The sequence below is a fragment of the Pseudomonas sp. H1_G08 genome, assembly GCF_054681355.1.
On record NZ_CP162822.1, the window covers coordinates 2,064,732 to 2,079,286 of the forward strand.

At 59.7% G+C, this 14,555-nt stretch carries 11 protein-coding genes; 3 read left to right on the forward strand and 8 right to left on the reverse strand.

The features are described 5' to 3' along the window. Positions 1-50: 50 nt before the first annotated feature. Genes AB4N85_RS09380 through AB4N85_RS09390 form a run of 3 tightly spaced genes read right to left on the reverse strand, consistent with a single transcriptional unit; the run spans position 51 to position 3,331 of the window. Positions 51-980 carry a biotin/lipoyl-binding protein gene (locus tag AB4N85_RS09380; protein ID WP_435406354.1) on the reverse strand — a complete coding sequence of 310 codons (930 nt, stop codon included), beginning with the start codon at positions 978-980 and terminating at the stop codon, positions 51-53. A 25-nt stretch (positions 981-1,005) separates the two neighbouring features. Beyond that, complete coding sequence (locus tag AB4N85_RS09385; protein ID WP_024013080.1) at positions 1,006-1,206, reverse strand: DUF1656 domain-containing protein; 201 nt, start codon at positions 1,204-1,206, stop codon at positions 1,006-1,008. Then, complete coding sequence (locus AB4N85_RS09390; protein ID WP_252867680.1) at positions 1,196-3,331, reverse strand: FUSC family protein; 2,136 nt, start codon at positions 3,329-3,331, stop codon at positions 1,196-1,198. The genes AB4N85_RS09385 and AB4N85_RS09390 overlap by 11 nt, the downstream gene beginning before the upstream one ends. A gap of 171 nt (positions 3,332-3,502) precedes the next feature. On the opposite strand from AB4N85_RS09390, the gene AB4N85_RS09395 reads away from it, so the two are divergent. The 3 genes from AB4N85_RS09395 (at position 3,503) to AB4N85_RS09405 (ending at position 7,860) form a co-directional block, all read left to right on the forward strand. Continuing rightward, the gene (locus AB4N85_RS09395) at positions 3,503-4,558 is read left to right on the forward strand and encodes a tetratricopeptide repeat protein (RefSeq protein ID WP_252867681.1); all 1,056 of its coding nucleotides are present in this window, start codon (positions 3,503-3,505) and stop codon (positions 4,556-4,558) included. A gap of 132 nt (positions 4,559-4,690) precedes the next feature. Continuing rightward, positions 4,691-6,193, forward strand: a complete 1,503-nt coding sequence (locus AB4N85_RS09400) for an ATPase domain-containing protein (RefSeq protein ID WP_056789781.1) — start codon at positions 4,691-4,693, stop codon at positions 6,191-6,193. Continuing rightward, entirely contained in the window at positions 6,190-7,860 is a 1,671-nt protein-coding gene (locus tag AB4N85_RS09405; RefSeq protein WP_150635167.1) for an ATP-binding protein, read from the forward strand. The genes AB4N85_RS09400 and AB4N85_RS09405 overlap by 4 nt, the downstream gene beginning before the upstream one ends. Before the next feature lie 34 nt (positions 7,861-7,894). On the opposite strand, the gene AB4N85_RS09410 is transcribed toward AB4N85_RS09405, so the two are convergent. From AB4N85_RS09410 to AB4N85_RS09430, 5 genes are read right to left on the reverse strand one after another with little or no spacing between them, the layout of a single operon-like run. Beyond that, positions 7,895-8,272 (reverse strand): response regulator, encoded by a 378-nt coding sequence (locus AB4N85_RS09410; RefSeq protein WP_056789776.1) that lies wholly within the window; start codon positions 8,270-8,272, stop codon positions 7,895-7,897. 44 nt (positions 8,273-8,316) lie between these two features. Beyond that, positions 8,317-9,531, reverse strand: coding sequence for a hybrid sensor histidine kinase/response regulator (locus AB4N85_RS09415; RefSeq protein WP_041480260.1), 1,215 nt, complete (start codon positions 9,529-9,531; stop codon positions 8,317-8,319). Then, positions 9,525-10,118 carry a chemotaxis protein CheB gene (locus AB4N85_RS09420; RefSeq protein ID WP_041480259.1) on the reverse strand — a complete coding sequence of 198 codons (594 nt, stop codon included), beginning with the start codon at positions 10,116-10,118 and terminating at the stop codon, positions 9,525-9,527. The genes AB4N85_RS09415 and AB4N85_RS09420 overlap by 7 nt, the downstream gene beginning before the upstream one ends. Next, positions 10,115-10,948, reverse strand: coding sequence for a CheR family methyltransferase (locus AB4N85_RS09425; protein ID WP_041480257.1), 834 nt, complete (start codon positions 10,946-10,948; stop codon positions 10,115-10,117). Before AB4N85_RS09425 ends, AB4N85_RS09420 begins: the two co-directional genes overlap by 4 nt. After that, positions 10,948-14,421, reverse strand: coding sequence for a response regulator (locus AB4N85_RS09430; RefSeq protein ID WP_252867682.1), 3,474 nt, complete (start codon positions 14,419-14,421; stop codon positions 10,948-10,950). Before AB4N85_RS09430 ends, AB4N85_RS09425 begins: the two co-directional genes overlap by 1 nt. Positions 14,422-14,555 lie beyond the last annotated feature (134 nt).

Here is a 14,555-nt window from a genome sequence, read left to right on the forward strand (position 1 = left end):
AGCGGTGGCTGATACTCTGCCTTCGCGAGCAGGCTCGCTCCCACAATGGATCAGCGGTGATCCTCCAGGACGGTGACAGTGGCGGTGGTACCGGCGCGCAGGCGATGCTTGCCGGCAAAGTCACCATCAATCCCAATGCGCACCGGCACCCGTTGCGCGAGCTTCACCCAGGTGTAACTCGGGTTGATGTTTGCCAGCAATCGGCTGCCGGGCGCGTTTTCGCGGTCGGCAATGGCGAAGGCGATGCTTTCCACTGTGCCGCCGAAGCGCTCACCACTCATCAATTGAATGCGTACCCGATCACCCTCCGCGATTCGCGGCAGCTTGGTTTCTTCGAAATAGCCGCTGACGTAGAACGAATCGCTGTCGACCAACGCCAGCAGTGCCCCGCCCGCCTGTGCGTAATCACCTTGGCGGGTAAGCAGGTTGGTGACATAACCGCTGACCGGCGATTCGACACGGGTGCGCTGCAAATCCAGTTCAGCCTGGGTCAGCGCGGCAATTGCCAGTTGCACATTGGCTTCGGCCAAGCCGAGGTTGGCCTGATTGCGCAGCAGATCCGCCTGGGCAACCGCCACGTCGGTACTGGCCTTCTCCCATTCCTCACCGGAAATGGCGAAGCCCTGCTTCAGCGTGCGGCGCCGGCGCTCCTCGCTCTGGCGTTGCTTGAGCAACGCTTCACTGGCGACGATTGCCGCTTGCGATTGCCCCAGCGAAGCCTTGGACACTTCCACCGAGCGTCGGGCATGCACGACCGCCAGTTGATAGCGCGCCGGATCGATCTCCAGCAACAACTGGCCCTTGTCGACATGCTGGTTGTCCTGCACCGCCAGTTTGACGATACGCCCCGAAACATCCGCCGACAGCGTTACCACATCCGCCCTCACCCGAGCATCCCGTGTCCACGGCGCGCGGGTGTAATACTCCCAGGCAAACCAGCCGAGGACGATCGCCAGGATCACCACTGCCACGGTCATCATTCGTGCAACTAGTGCTTTCAAGACATCAGGCTCCCATCAACAGAATCAGCGTGGCGCAGACACAGGCGTACAGGGCGCCTTCGAACAGCGCTTCATGCCAGACCAGGCGCAGTAGGCCCAGGCGGCGCAAGCACCAGTCCAGCAACATGAAAATCGGGATCGCCAGTAACAGAGCCTGGGCAATCGGCGGCAGATAAACCCCGCCAATTTCGAAATCAATGGGCAAGTTGCGGTTCTCCTTCCAGACCTTGAGGTTGCAAATATTCGCCGTGGCGCTCGAGGAACGACACCACAATTAGCAGCGCCACACGCATGCGAAAAACCGACCATAAATGTTCATGACTGGCGGCGTGCAGCTCGTCCAGCTGATCTCCGAGTTGGTGCAACGTCGCCAGCAGCGCCGGGAGCTGCACATCCGCGCGTCCGGCGACCAGGCGACCGGTCTTGCGTAACGCTGATGCCAGGCGTTGGCCGAACGCATCGGTAAGTAGCGCGTTGTTCTGCGCCTGCTGCCTCAGCTGATGCATGGCCACGCCCAGGGCTACGCAAGCCAGGCTGATTTCATACAAGCGTTGCATGGCGCGATCGTTTGCCGCTGGCAGCAGGCCGAGCATGCTGGTCAGGCGATCGGTCATCCGACTCTCGAAGGCGAATTGTTGTTCATCGGTGGCCGGCATTTTGCTCAGTTGGTACACCTGCTCCCGCGCTTCGCCGTACAGGCGCCGGATGCGCAAGGCCGGGCGGAACGGGAAGATCAGCGCATAAACGATCAGGGCCAGCATCGCTGCACTGACGTAGGCGCCGGCGAATTCGAACCATTGGATCGCCGTGTTCTGCCCAGTGCCGGTATTTTGCGGCCCGAGCATGAGAAAACTCGACAGCCCAAGGCCCATGCCGATGCCGGCGGTGGCCGGACTGGAGATGCCCACGGCAATGGCATAAAGCAGCGGCGCCAGCAGCAAGGCCAGCAGCTCGAAATCACTGATCGCGGGCACCAGCATGAATTGATAGAACGCCGACACTACCAGCGCCAGACCCAAGCCTCGCGCATAGCTTTGCGCAGCCATCAGCGGACGCGGAAAAGTCGCCATCAGCGAGCAGAGAATTCCCACCAGAATCATTCCGCCGCGCGCACCATCCCACGCCGTTTCGATCCAGATCAATCCGCTGACCAACAGCGCGGTAAAGGCGCGAATGGCGTTCATCGAGGCCAGAGTGAAATCCAGATGCAACGGACTGCTCTGGCCGCGATAGAGGCAACTGGCCGGGCGCCCTTCCTGAATGGCGTCGCTCAGTTCGAGAATCTGCTCCAGTTGCTGCAGCAGGCGCGCCTGCTCCCAACGCAGCGCCCAGGCCAGTGAACGCAGGGCCGCACTCATGTTCTCGGTCTGCTGCTCGGCCTTGTACGCCAACGCTTCGAACTGTTGCTGCAAGGTCACGAAACGTTGCCGATCGGCGCCAGACAGCGCGCGGCCCTGTTTCGCCAGTTGCTCAAGCAACGCCAGTTCCTCGGCCCGCAGCTGCTGCACCTCCAGCGGCAGGTCGCCCTCCCAGCGTTCGATGAGCAATTCGCGCTGATGACGTAGCGCGGTCAGTCGCGACGTCAGCAGCATCAGTTGATTGCCGAGCAGCAACACCAGATTGTCGGCATCGCGCAAACGTGGGGCATCGAAATACAAATGGCGCCGCAACCCCTCCAATGCGCTGATCTCGCCGAGCAGTTGCATCTGCCGACGCTGAAAATCGGCTTCGCTTTCTTCCGTGCGAAGCACTTCGGCGGCGTGGCTGGCGGCCAGTTTGATCACCTGATCGATTTTGGCGAAATAACCTTTGGCCACTGCTTCAGGCCGGGCTGTGAGCAGGCTCACCACGCACACGCAGGCAACGGCCAGCAGGGTTTCGGTGACGCGGGTGACCGCTAGCAAAAACGTGCCTTCCTGATCCGGGATTGCCAGCAAGGCCACCACCACTGCGGTGTAGCCACTGAGCACGAACGCCTGGGAACTGGTGTAGCGCAGCAAGGTGCCGCCCGCGGTGCACAGCGCCAGCCACAACGCCAATGTCGTGATGAACGGCAGCGGCGCCTGAGGGAAAATCGCCATGATCAGCACCGCCACCGCGGCACCCACGGTGGTGCCGACCACTTGGCCGAAACTGCGCGCCAGTGCCATCCCTGCCAATGGCTGACTGACAATCACCACAGCCATGATCGACCACTTCGGTTGTTCCAGATCGAAAATGAACGCCAGATATAGGGTCAACAGCCCGGCGGCGATGGTCCGCAGGGCAAACAGCAGAACAGCCTGACCGGGATGGATCAAAGCCTTGAAATAAGCGAACAGCGCTGGCATGGGCACACTCTTTAAAACGACTTCTGCAAGCGTAGACATTCCAGCAAAAGCCTGACGGATTTCACAGTCGACACGTGTTGTAGGACGATTCGCCGGCAACGGTTTGACTCACGCGCCAAGCTGAACGAAGCTTGCCGCTCTGCTCAAGTTCGAAGCTTTCGGAAACCCCGCATGACTCAGTCCCGCCGCAACCTGCTGATCGGCCTAGGCCTCGTACTGATCCTCGGCGTCGTCTGGCTGTCATGGCGCAGCAGCACACCGACCATCCCCGATGCTATCAAACATGGCTACAGCGAAGCGCTGAACGCCGCGCGCACTGGTGAACCCGGAGCGGCGCGCCAGTTGTACCAGCAATTGGGCCGCCCGGACATCTCGGTCAAACGCCGGGTCTGGCTGCACGGCGAGCTGCCCAACTACCCCAGCCCGCAGGCCTTGAAACTGGCTGACATCGACCTGCATCACGAAGCGCCGCAAGTGCGCGTCGCCGCGATCAAAAGCATCGTCGGTCTGGTGCCCGGCGGGCAACGCAGTCTGCTGCTCGGACCGTTGCTCGACGACGCAGAACAAACCGTGCGGTTCGCCGCGATCAATGCCCTGCTCGGCCTGAGCCCGGATGAATTGGGTTTGTACTTCGCACCGCTGCAGCAGGCTATTGATGGCTGGCAGCAGACACTGGAAAGCCAGCCGGAAAGCGCTGCCAACTACGCACAATTGGCACGTCTTTATATCCATAACGCCGAATACAAACAGGCCCAACAGGCGTTGGACAATACCTTGCGTCTGGAACCCGGCAACCTGCCGGCGCTGGTCATGCAGATCGATGTGCTTGACCGCCAGGGCCAGAGCGATGCCGCTCGCCAGTTGCTTGCCCGCCAGCTCAAGGCGCAGCCAGATTCGGCCTATCTGCAACATGCCCTCGGCCTGTGGCTGCTGCACCACGGCCAGCGCGAATATGCCCTGCTCGGCCTGTCCAAAGCCGTCGAGCTGGAGCCGGACAACAAGGATTATCGCTACGACCTCGCCACTACTCTGCACAGCGCGGAAGAACTGGAAGCGGCGCAAAAACAGCTGCAGGAAATCGTCCAGCGCCACCCCGCCGACCGCAAGGCGCGGGTGTTGCTGATCAACTACTGGAAGGAAAGCGGCCAACTGCAGAATGTGCAGATCCTGTTGGCGCAACTGGAGCAGCTGAATCCGGACGACCCGGCCTTGCAACAAGGTCTTTAATCCAGTCAGGGCGGACTCAATTGGCCGCCCGTCCAAGAAAAAGCGGAACCGTGAACACGCCGTGAGGTCAAGTTACTCAGGCGGCTCACTCTAGCCAGCCGCCGGATTACCCTAGTCATAAGAGGGCGTTTTTTGACTACATCAAACGAGTTGATCAGTGCAAAGGCCGCCGTCGGCATTGTAGGCCTGGATGACATCCTTGCCGGTGGCTTGTCTCGCGGCCATGTGTTTTTGCTCGAGGGGGAACCCGGGACCGGCAAAACCACCGTGGCGTTGCATTTCCTGCGCGCCGGTGCGCTGGCCGGGGAACGCTGCCTGTACATCACTCTCTCGGAAACCGAGAAAGAACTGCGTCAAGGTGCGCTCTCCCACGGTTGGGAGCTGAACGAAAACATCAAGATCTTCGAGCTGACACCGCCGGAAAGCCTGCTCAATGCCGAGCACCAGCAAAGTCTGCTGTATTCCTCGGACCTTGAACTGGGTGAGGCGACCAGGCAGATTTTCGAAGTGGTCGAACGCTTCAAACCGACCCGCGTAGTGCTCGACAGTCTCTCGGAGATCCGTCTGCTGGCGCAGAGCTCGTTGCGCTATCGTCGGCAGATTCTGGCGATCAAGCATTACTTCGTGCGCTACGACGCCACCGTCCTGCTGCTCGACGACCTGACCACCGAGTCCCTCGACAAGACCGTGCACAGTGTCGCCCACGGCGTGATTCGTCTTGAAGAGCTGACGCCAAGCTACGGCGCTGAGCGTCGGCGCGTTCGAGTGGTCAAGTATCGCGGGCAGAAATACCGTGGCGGTTTCCACGACTTCACCATCATGGGCGACGGCGTCCATGTTTTTCCACGCTTGGTAGCGGCGGAGCATCGCGGCGACTACCCACGTCTGCAGCTGTCCAGCGGCATCCCGCAAATGGACGCCCTGCTCGGCGGCGGCATCGAAACCGGCTCCAGCACGCTGATTCTCGGCCCGGCCGGTACCGGTAAATCGCTGATCTCAATGATCTTCGCCGCCGCAGCGGTGGCTCGAGGCGAAAAAGCCGCGCTGTTCATTTTCGATGAAGAGCTGGGCCTGCTGTTCGAACGCATGCGTCATCTCGGTATCGACCTCAAAGCCTTGCAGGCCACCGGTAATCTGCTGATCGAACAAGTAGACGCCGCCGAATTGTCTCCCGGTGAGTTGTCCCATCGCGTGCGGCGTTGCGTCGATGAGCTGGGTATCAAAACCGTGGTAATCGACAGCATCAACGGCTATCAAGCGGCGATGCCGGAAGAAAACGCGCTGGTGCTGCACATGCACGAGCTGTTGCTGTACCTGAACCGCAAAGGCGCGGCGACTTTCATGACGGTCGCCCAGCACGGTCTGGTGGGCGATATGCAGGCGCCGGTCGATATCACTTACCTGGCCGACACGGTGATTCTGTTGCGCTACTTCGAAGCCCTCGGCAAAGTCCGCCGGGCGATCTCGATTATCAAGAAACGTACCGGCAACCACGAGTCGACCATCCGTGAATACCGGATCTCCTCGCATGGCATGACCATCGGCCAACCGCTGGAATCCTTCCAGGGCGTGCTGCGTGGCGTGCCGACCTACATGGGAGCGAGCAATCCATTGCTTGAGGATGAAAGCTTGTGACGGTCAACACGCCGTTGGCCGAGCGGGTGCTGGTGCTGGCGCCCATGGGTCGCGACAGCCAGATCGCGTTGATGATCCTCAACGAAGCCGGCTACGGCGGCATGGTGGCGCCGAATCTCGGCGCTTTATGCACCGAGCTGGAGGTCGGTGCCGGACTGCTGGTGATTGCTGCTGAAGCGCTGCGCGGACCTGAACTGGAAGGGCTAATCGCCTACCTTGACCAGCAGCCCGCGTGGTCGGACATGCCCATCGTACTGCTGACTCATCATGGCGGTGATGAACAAGGGCCGCCGTCGCGCCTCAGCACCCTGCTGGGCAACGTGACGTTTCTCGAGCGCCCCTTCCATCCCGCGACGCTGGTCAGCCTGGTCTCCGCCGCCCTGCGTGGGCGACGACGACAATATGAAGCGCGCGATCGGCTGATCGACCTGAGTGAAAGCGAACGACGCCTGCAATCGACCCTGGAAACCCTCGAGCAGCAAGTCGAAGAACGCACCGCACAACTTCGCCACAACGAAGAAGCCCTGCGCCAATCGCAGAAAATGGAAGCGGTCGGCCAACTCACTGGCGGCATCGCTCACGACTTCAACAACATGCTCACTGGCATCATCGGCAGTCTCGAATTGCTGCGTCGACGTCTGGCCCGAGGCCGCACGGAAGACCTCGACAGCCTGATCGATCTAGGTGTGACGTCAGCGAACCGCGCCGCCGGCCTGACTCACCGTCTGCTGGCGTTCTCGCGCCGTCAGTCACTCGACCCGAAAGCCGTGCAAATGAACACGCTGGTGCTGTCCATGGGCGAGCTGCTGCAACGCAGCCTCAATGAAAGCATTCATCTGGAAATGCGCCTGGACGACAATCTCTGGGTTGCCGAGGCCGATCCCAATCAACTGGAAAGCGCCCTGCTCAACCTGGTGATCAATGCCCGTGATGCGATGCCCGAGGGTGGCAAGCTGGTGGTGGAAACCAGCAATCAGGTGCTGCATCGCGAATTCACGGCTGCGTACAGCAATCTGGAGCCAGGCGATTACGTGATGCTCAGCGTCACTGACAATGGCAGCGGCATGCCGCAGAGCGTGGTCAGCCGTGCGTTCGATCCGTTTTTCACCACCAAGCCGATCGGCCAGGGCACCGGCCTCGGACTGTCGATGATCTATGGTTTCAGCAAGCAGTCGCGCGGGCATGTGTCGATCGACAGTGAAATCGATGAAGGCACCACGGTAAAACTCTATCTGCCGCGTTTCCGGGGTGAGGAAGTAGAAATTCCCGTATCGGATTCGCAGCAGGCTCCGTATGCGATGGATGGCGAAACCGTACTCATCGTTGAAGACGACCCGGCGGTGCGCGTATTGGTCAGCGCCGTGCTCAGTGAGCTGGGTTACGCGTTCGTAGAGGCCGGTGATGCCGACGGCGCCATGCCGATTCTAAATTCGACGCAACGTATTGATTTGCTCATCAGTGACGTTGGTCTGCCGGGGATGAACGGTCGTCAACTGGCGGAGGTTGGTCGGCAATATCGCCCAGGTCTGAAAGTGTTGTTCATCACCGGTTATGCCGAGCACGCGGCGGTGCGCGGTGGCTTCCTCGACTCGGGAATGCAGATGATCACCAAGCCATTCACCTTTGATCTGCTCACCGCCAAGGTGCGGGAGATGATCAATAGCTGAATCGATAGGAGCTGCCGACGGCAGCTCCTACATATCAGGCCAGCAATTCCTGAATCTTTTCCTGCAACACATCCAGATCAAACGGTTTTTCCAGAATCGGTGCGCTGTTGGTAATCGGGCTGCCGGTCTCGCGGATTTCCTGCGGATAGCCGCTGATGAAAATCACTTTGAGGTCCGGTCGCAATTTCACCGCCGGATCGGCAATCTGCACGCCGGAGATCCCGCCCGGCAGGCGGAAATCGGTAATCAGTATGTCGAGATGAGGTTTGCTGGCGAGGATCTCGAAAGCCTGCTCGCCATTTTCCGCTTGCAACACGCGATAGCCCTGCCCCGACAGGTAATCCGTCAGGACCATCAAGATAACCGGTTCGTCTTCGACGACGAGTACTACATCTTGCGCATCTACGCTCATGGGAAGCCTTTGTTCGGTCAATAGCTGCTGATACGACCGTGTGGTCACTCAGAGGTTGCGTCGGATATGCCGTTTTCCTGGATCGGCAGACAAACGCGAAACAGGGCGCCCTCGTTGATTTCACTCTCGACGACGATGGAGCCGCCATGGGCGGCGACGATCTGCTCGGAAATGAACAGACCCAGCCCGAGCCCGGCCACCACCGTCTTGGCGGACACCCGTTCGAACTGCTGAAAAATACGCTTCTGGTTCTCGGCGCTGATGCCGATGCCGTGGTCTTGTACCTCGACCCGGGCCTCGTCATCTTCGCGATAGACGCGCACCTGAATCGGGCTGCGACCACCGTAACGCAAGGCATTGGTCAGCAGATTGGACACCACTTGCTCGATGCGGAACTCGTCCCAGCAACCTTCTACCGGCGCCGATGCCTCGAAGGAAACGCTGGTTTCTGCCGCTTCCATTTGCGAGGCAAAATTCTGCAGGAGATTGCTGACCAGTTGCACCAGATCGAAACGACTCGGTCGGATCGATAGTTTGCCGGTGCGGATTCGCGAGACATCGAGCATGTCTTCGATCAGGCGAATCAGGCTTTTGATCTGCCGCTCATCGCGGTCGACCATCGCCTGCATCTTGTCGAGGGTGAACGCTGAGGCGTTGTCTCGCGCCAGATGCATTTTACGCAACTGGGTTTCGAGAATCAGGCCATTGAGCGGCGTACGCACCTCGTGGGCGACGATGGACATGAAGTCATCACGCATGCGCACCGCTTGCTCCAGCTCCAGCTGGGTGCTTTGCAGCTGTTGCAGCAGCGCTTCCTGCTCACGCCGGGCCTGCTCCAACGCCTCGACCTGCTGCTTCATGGCCTTGCTCTGGCGATACAGATCGACGAAAACGTTGACCTTGCTCTTCACCGCATGGATATCCAGCGGCTTGTGCAGGAAGTCCACCGCACCGCTTTCATAGCCTTTGAACGCGTAGTTGAGTTCTCGGCCGGCAGCGCTGACAAAGATGATCGGAATGTTCTTGGTCTTCTCTGTACCGCGCATCAGCTCGGCGAGTTCGAAGCCGTTCATGCCGGGCATCTGCACGTCGAGAATGGCCATGGCGAATTCGTGCTGCAGCAACAGCGATAGTGCTTCGTCCGCCGACAGAGCCTTATAGACCGTGCGATCCTCGCGCTTGATCAGCGCTTCCAGCGCCAGCAGGTTTTCTGGCAGATCGTCAACGATCAACAGTTTGGCTTGGATATTACTCAGCATGCGATTCGTTCCAGCTCGACTAGCAGACGGCCGATGCCGTGAATGGGTAGGACATGATCCGGCTGCAGAACGTTCAGTGCAGCCTGGGGCATGGTGGCGACTTGTGCATCCTCGGGGTCTTGAACAATGGTCAGGCCGGCGCAACGCTTGACGTAAGCGAGCCCGCGCGCGCCATCGTGATTGGCGCCGGTCAGCAGGACAGCGGCGAGTGTCTCGCCGTAAACGTCAGCGGCGGATTCAAACAGGTAATCGATTGAAGGCCGCGAATGATGTACGCGGTCCTCCAGGCTCAGTGACAAGCTGCGATCCGCTTCGACCGACAAGTGATAACCGGGCGTGGCGAAATACACCGTGCCGGCTTCAATGTCCTGCTTGTCTTCAGCTTCCTTGACCGGCATCGCAACACGGCGGGAGAACACTTCGGCCAGATGACTGCGGCGTTCTTCCGGCAGATGCAGAACGATGATGATCGGCAGCACATAGCCTTTGCGCAACGGCCCGAGCAGGGTCAACAACGCCTCGACACCGCCCGCAGAGGCGCCGATCACGACAGCCTCGATACGAGGCAGGCTCGGGGTGTCGTTCATGATTTGCGGTAGATCCGTTCTTGTTTGACCAACGCCTCGAACTGGTTCGAATAGTTGGAAAAATCCAGGGTTTCCTTGCTGCCCAACACCAGAAAGCCGCGATGCGACAACGATTCATGGAACAGCCCGAACGCCCGGTCCTGCAGCTTCTTGTTGAAGTAGATCAGCACATTGCGGCAGGAAATCAACTGGGTTTCGGAGAACACGCTATCGGTGGCCAGACTGTGGTCGGCGAATGTCACGTTCTCGCACAGGCTCTTGTCGAAAATCGCGTAGCCATAGGCTGCGGTATAGTAATCGGCAAACGAACGCTGGCCGCCGGCCTGCTGGTAATTGGCGGTGTAGGCGCGGACGTTTTCCATGGAGAAAATCCCTTGCTTGGCCTTCTCCAGCGAGCGCGGGTTGATGTCGGTGGCGTAGATGATCGTGCGGTCGAGCAGGCCTTCTTCGCGCAGCAGAATCGCCATCGAATAGACCTCCTCGCCCGTGCTGCAGCCGGCAATCCAGATCTTCAGCGACGGATAGGTGCGCAGCAGCGGCACCACTTCGTTGCGGATCGCCAGGAAGTGCGACGGATCGCGGAACATCTCGCTGACCGGGATCGTCAGCAGTTGCAGCAGCTGCATGAACGCCGTCGGGTCGTGCAGGACTTTCTCTTGCAGGGCCGAGATGGTCGCGCACTCGAACTGACTCAGCGCGTGCTGCACCCGGCGCTTGATCGAAGCGCCGGAGTAGTCGCGAAAGTCATAGCTGTATTTCAGGTAAATCGCCTCGATCAACAAGCGTAATTCGATTTCGCTGTTGCGCTCGGCCGGACTGCTGCGTTCCACTAGATGCGTTCCATTTTCGGTAGCCACACACGTATCAGCGAGAACAGACGATCAAGGTCGATGGGCTTGGCCAGGTAATCGTTGGCGCCCGCTTGCAGGCAGCGCTCCTGATCGTCCTTCATGGCCTTGGCCGTTACCGCGATGATCGGCAGCTTGCGCCAGCGCGGATCCTTGCGGATTTCCATGGTGGCTTCGAAGCCATCCATCTCCGGCATCATCACGTCCATCAGCACCAGGTCGATGTCCTCGACTTCATGAAGTTTCTCAATCGCTTCGCGACCATTACGGCCGATCACCACGACAGCGCCTTTGTGTTCCAGTGCACTGGTCAGGGCGAAGATGTTGCGCACATCGTCGTCCACCAGCAGCACTTTACGACCTTCAAAGACCTTGTCGCGGCTGCGCGCGGTCTTGAGCATCTTCTGTCGTTCATGGGACAGCTGCGATTCGACTTTGTGCAGAAAGAGTGTGACCTCGTCGAGCAACCGCTCCGGGGAGCGTGCGCCCTTGATGATGATCGAGCGTGAATACTTGCGCAGCTCGGCCTCTTCATCGCGGGTCAGGTTGCGGCCGGTGTAGACAATGACCGGCGGGAACGAGCAAATGTCCTCGGTGGACATGCGCTTGAGCAGATCGTTGCCGAGCATGTCCGGCAGCTTGAGGTCGATGACCATGCAGTCGTAGATGGTCGTGCGCAGCAATTCCAGAGCGTCCTGGGCCAGGCCGACGGCAGTGATTTCAATGTCTTCATCGCCAATCAGCCGCGCGATGCTTTCGCGCTGCAGATCGTCGTCTTCGACCAGCAGCACGCGTTTGACCTTCTGCGTCAGCTTGGCTTCCAGACGAGCGAAGACGTCCTTGAGCTCTTCGCGGGTGGTCGGCTTCACGGCGTAGCCGATGGCGCCCATGTGCATAGCGGCTTCGACGCGGTCTTCCACGGAAATCACGTGCACCGGAATGTGCCGGGTTTCGGCGCGTTCTTTCAGACGTTGCAGCACAGTCAGACCGGAATGATCCGGCAGGCGCATGTCGAGCAGGATCGCATCCGGCACGAATTCGCGGGCCAGGTCGTAACCTTCATCGGCACCGTGGGCGACCAGACACTGATAACCCAACTCATGTGCCAGGTCATACAGGATGTGCGCGAAGTTCGGCTCGTCCTCCACCACCAGAATGCAGCGGGTGGCGAACGGCGCCTTGTCGCGATCGTCGGCGAAGCGCGGGATGACAGCCGGAATCGCTGACGCCACCGGTGCCGCAACGGCCGTTGGTGTAGCCACAGCAGGCGCTGCATGAAAGGTCAGCGGCGCGGCCGGCGTATCACCGAATTCGTGATACTGACGCGGCAACAGCAGCGTGAACGTGCTGCCCTGCCCCGGTACGCTGTCGACGCTGATCGAGCCGCCCAGCAACGTTGCCAGATCCCGCGAGATTGAAAGGCCCAGGCCGGTACCGCCGTACTTGCGGTTGGTGGTGCCATCCGCCTGACGGAACGCTTCGAAAATACTTTCCTGCTGATCGGCTGCGATACCAATCCCGGAATCCTTGACGCTGAAAGCGATGTGATCATTCGGCTGCGCGGTGATGCTCAGGCTGACGGCGCCGTGCTCGGTGAACTTGATCGCGTTGGACAGAAGATTTTTGATCACCTGCTCCAGACGCTGCCGGTCGGTGAACAGTAAGCCGGGAGCGTCCGGCTGGACCTCGACAGTGAAAGCAAGGTGCTTGTCGGCAGCAAGCGGTTCGAACATCGAGCGCAAGCCATCGACCAGACGATCGACGCGGGTGTTTTCGGCAATCACTTCAAGCTTGCCGGCCTCGACCTTGGAAATGTCGAGGATGTCGTTGATCAGGTTGAGCAGATCGTTGCCGGCCGAATAGATCGATTCGGCAAACTTGACCTGTTCCGCCGACAGATTCTGCTGCGGGTTTTCCGCCAGCAGCTTGGCCAGAATCAGCGAACTGTTGAGCGGCGTGCGCAGTTCGTGGGACATGTTGGCGAGGAATTCGGACTTGTACTTGCTCGAGCGTTGCAGCTCTTCGGCACGCTCTTCGAGTTGAATCTGCGCCTGATTCAACTCGGTGTTTTTCTTGTCCATCGCATCGCGCTGTTCGGCGAGCTGCTCGTTGGTCTGCTCCAGCTCCACTTGCTGGGTTTCCAGATGCGCCTGGGATTCCTTGAGAATCCGCGACTGTTCTTCCAGCTCTTCGTTGGCGGTCTTCAGCTCTTCCTGCTGCACTTGCAGTTCTTCGTTGAGCTGCTGGGTTTCGGCGAGCACTTCCTGCAAGCGTTGACGGTAACGCGCCGCTTCGATCGAGGTGCCGATGTTGCCGGCAATCAGCTCCAGCAGCTCGATGTCGCGCTCGGACAGCGGACGCAGGAAACCCAGTTCGATCACGCCATTGACGCGGTCATCATCACTGGTAGGCACCACCAGCACACTGTGCGGCAGGCCTGCGCCGAGGCCGGAGCTGACTTTGAAATAGTCGCCAGGGACCGCGTCGAGACGGATCAGGCGTGCTTGTTCTGCGACTTGGCCAACGATGCCTTCGCCGCTGTAAATCGTTTGATTCAGTTCTTCCTGCTCGCGGGAGAAGCCATAAGTCGCCACACGCTTGAGGCCGCCATGTTCTTCGCGCACATAAAGCGCAGCGACGGCAGTGCCAAGGTATTGCGCGCAGAATTGCAGAATGTTGCGCCCCAGCAGGTTCAGCGTCAGTTGCCCCAGCACCTGCTCGGCCAATTGTGTCTGGCCGTTGCGCAGCCACGCCTGCTTCTCCAGGCGTTCAGCGCTGGCCAGCTGCGCGGCGAGGTTGGCGCTGTAATTGGTCGACAGATTGACCAGGTCACGGCGGCCGATGTAGGCCAGCAAACCGCTGATACCAACGATGAAAATCAGATAAAGGGTGATGCTCCAGATGGTGGTGCGACGCACATCCTCGTTGCGCGTGGCGCGCAGCACTTGCTCGGTTTCGATGACGTCTTCGAACTGCTTGCGAATTTCGTCGGTCAGTCGCTTGCCCCGCCCGGCCTTGACCGCACCGCGATAATCGCCGCTGCTGCGCTGCAGGTCGATCATCGATTGCGCGTAGTTGGCCCATTCCACCTGCAACGCTTGCAGGCGACGCAAGCGGTCGGTCTGCACCGGATTATCGGCGGTCAGCTCCAGCAACGTATTGAGAGCGACGTCGATACGCGGCTTGGCAACTTCGTACGGGTCGAGAAAGTGCTCGTCACCGCTAAGCAGATAGCCGCGCATGCCGGTTTCGAGATCGACAGTGAGTTTCACCGCCTCATTGGCGTTATTGATCACCCGGTCGGTATGCTCGACCCACTGGATGACGGACAGCAAATAGGTGATCAGTGAGACGAAAAACACCGCACTGAGCACGCCGACGCCCAGCGGCAAGCTGACGTTGCGACTCAGAAGTTTGCGGAACCGTTGTTCATCAACCGAGGACGGAGAGGACATGGGGCAGCCTTGTCGAACTGTTGAAAACCCGAGAGTTTGCCCCAAAACCCCGCCATGGATCCATTTTTCTCACACAAATGATGGCATTTTCCTACGCACACCTGCGCATTGGACGACGCCAACGGTTATCCTTG

Excerpts from the sequence above, each read along its gene's own strand:
- AB4N85_RS09420 (WP_041480259.1), bottom strand. The coding sequence starts at position 10,118 with ATGAACGACACCCCGAGCCTGCCTCGTATCGAGGCTGTCGTGATCGGC.
- AB4N85_RS09390 (WP_252867680.1), bottom strand. The coding sequence starts at position 3,331 with ATGCCAGCGCTGTTCGCTTATTTCAAGGCTTTGATCCATCCCGGTCAG.
- AB4N85_RS09415 (WP_041480260.1), bottom strand. The coding sequence starts at position 9,531 with ATGCTGAGTAATATCCAAGCCAAACTGTTGATCGTTGACGATCTGCCA.
- AB4N85_RS09410 (WP_056789776.1), bottom strand. The coding sequence starts at position 8,272 with ATGAGCGTAGATGCGCAAGATGTAGTACTCGTCGTCGAAGACGAACCG.
- AB4N85_RS09380 (WP_435406354.1), bottom strand. The coding sequence starts at position 980 with ATGATGACCGTGGCAGTGGTGATCCTGGCGATCGTCCTCGGCTGGTTT.
- AB4N85_RS09430 (WP_252867682.1), bottom strand. The coding sequence starts at position 14,421 with ATGTCCTCTCCGTCCTCGGTTGATGAACAACGGTTCCGCAAACTTCTG.
- AB4N85_RS09395 (WP_252867681.1), top strand. The coding sequence starts at position 3,503 with ATGACTCAGTCCCGCCGCAACCTGCTGATCGGCCTAGGCCTCGTACTG.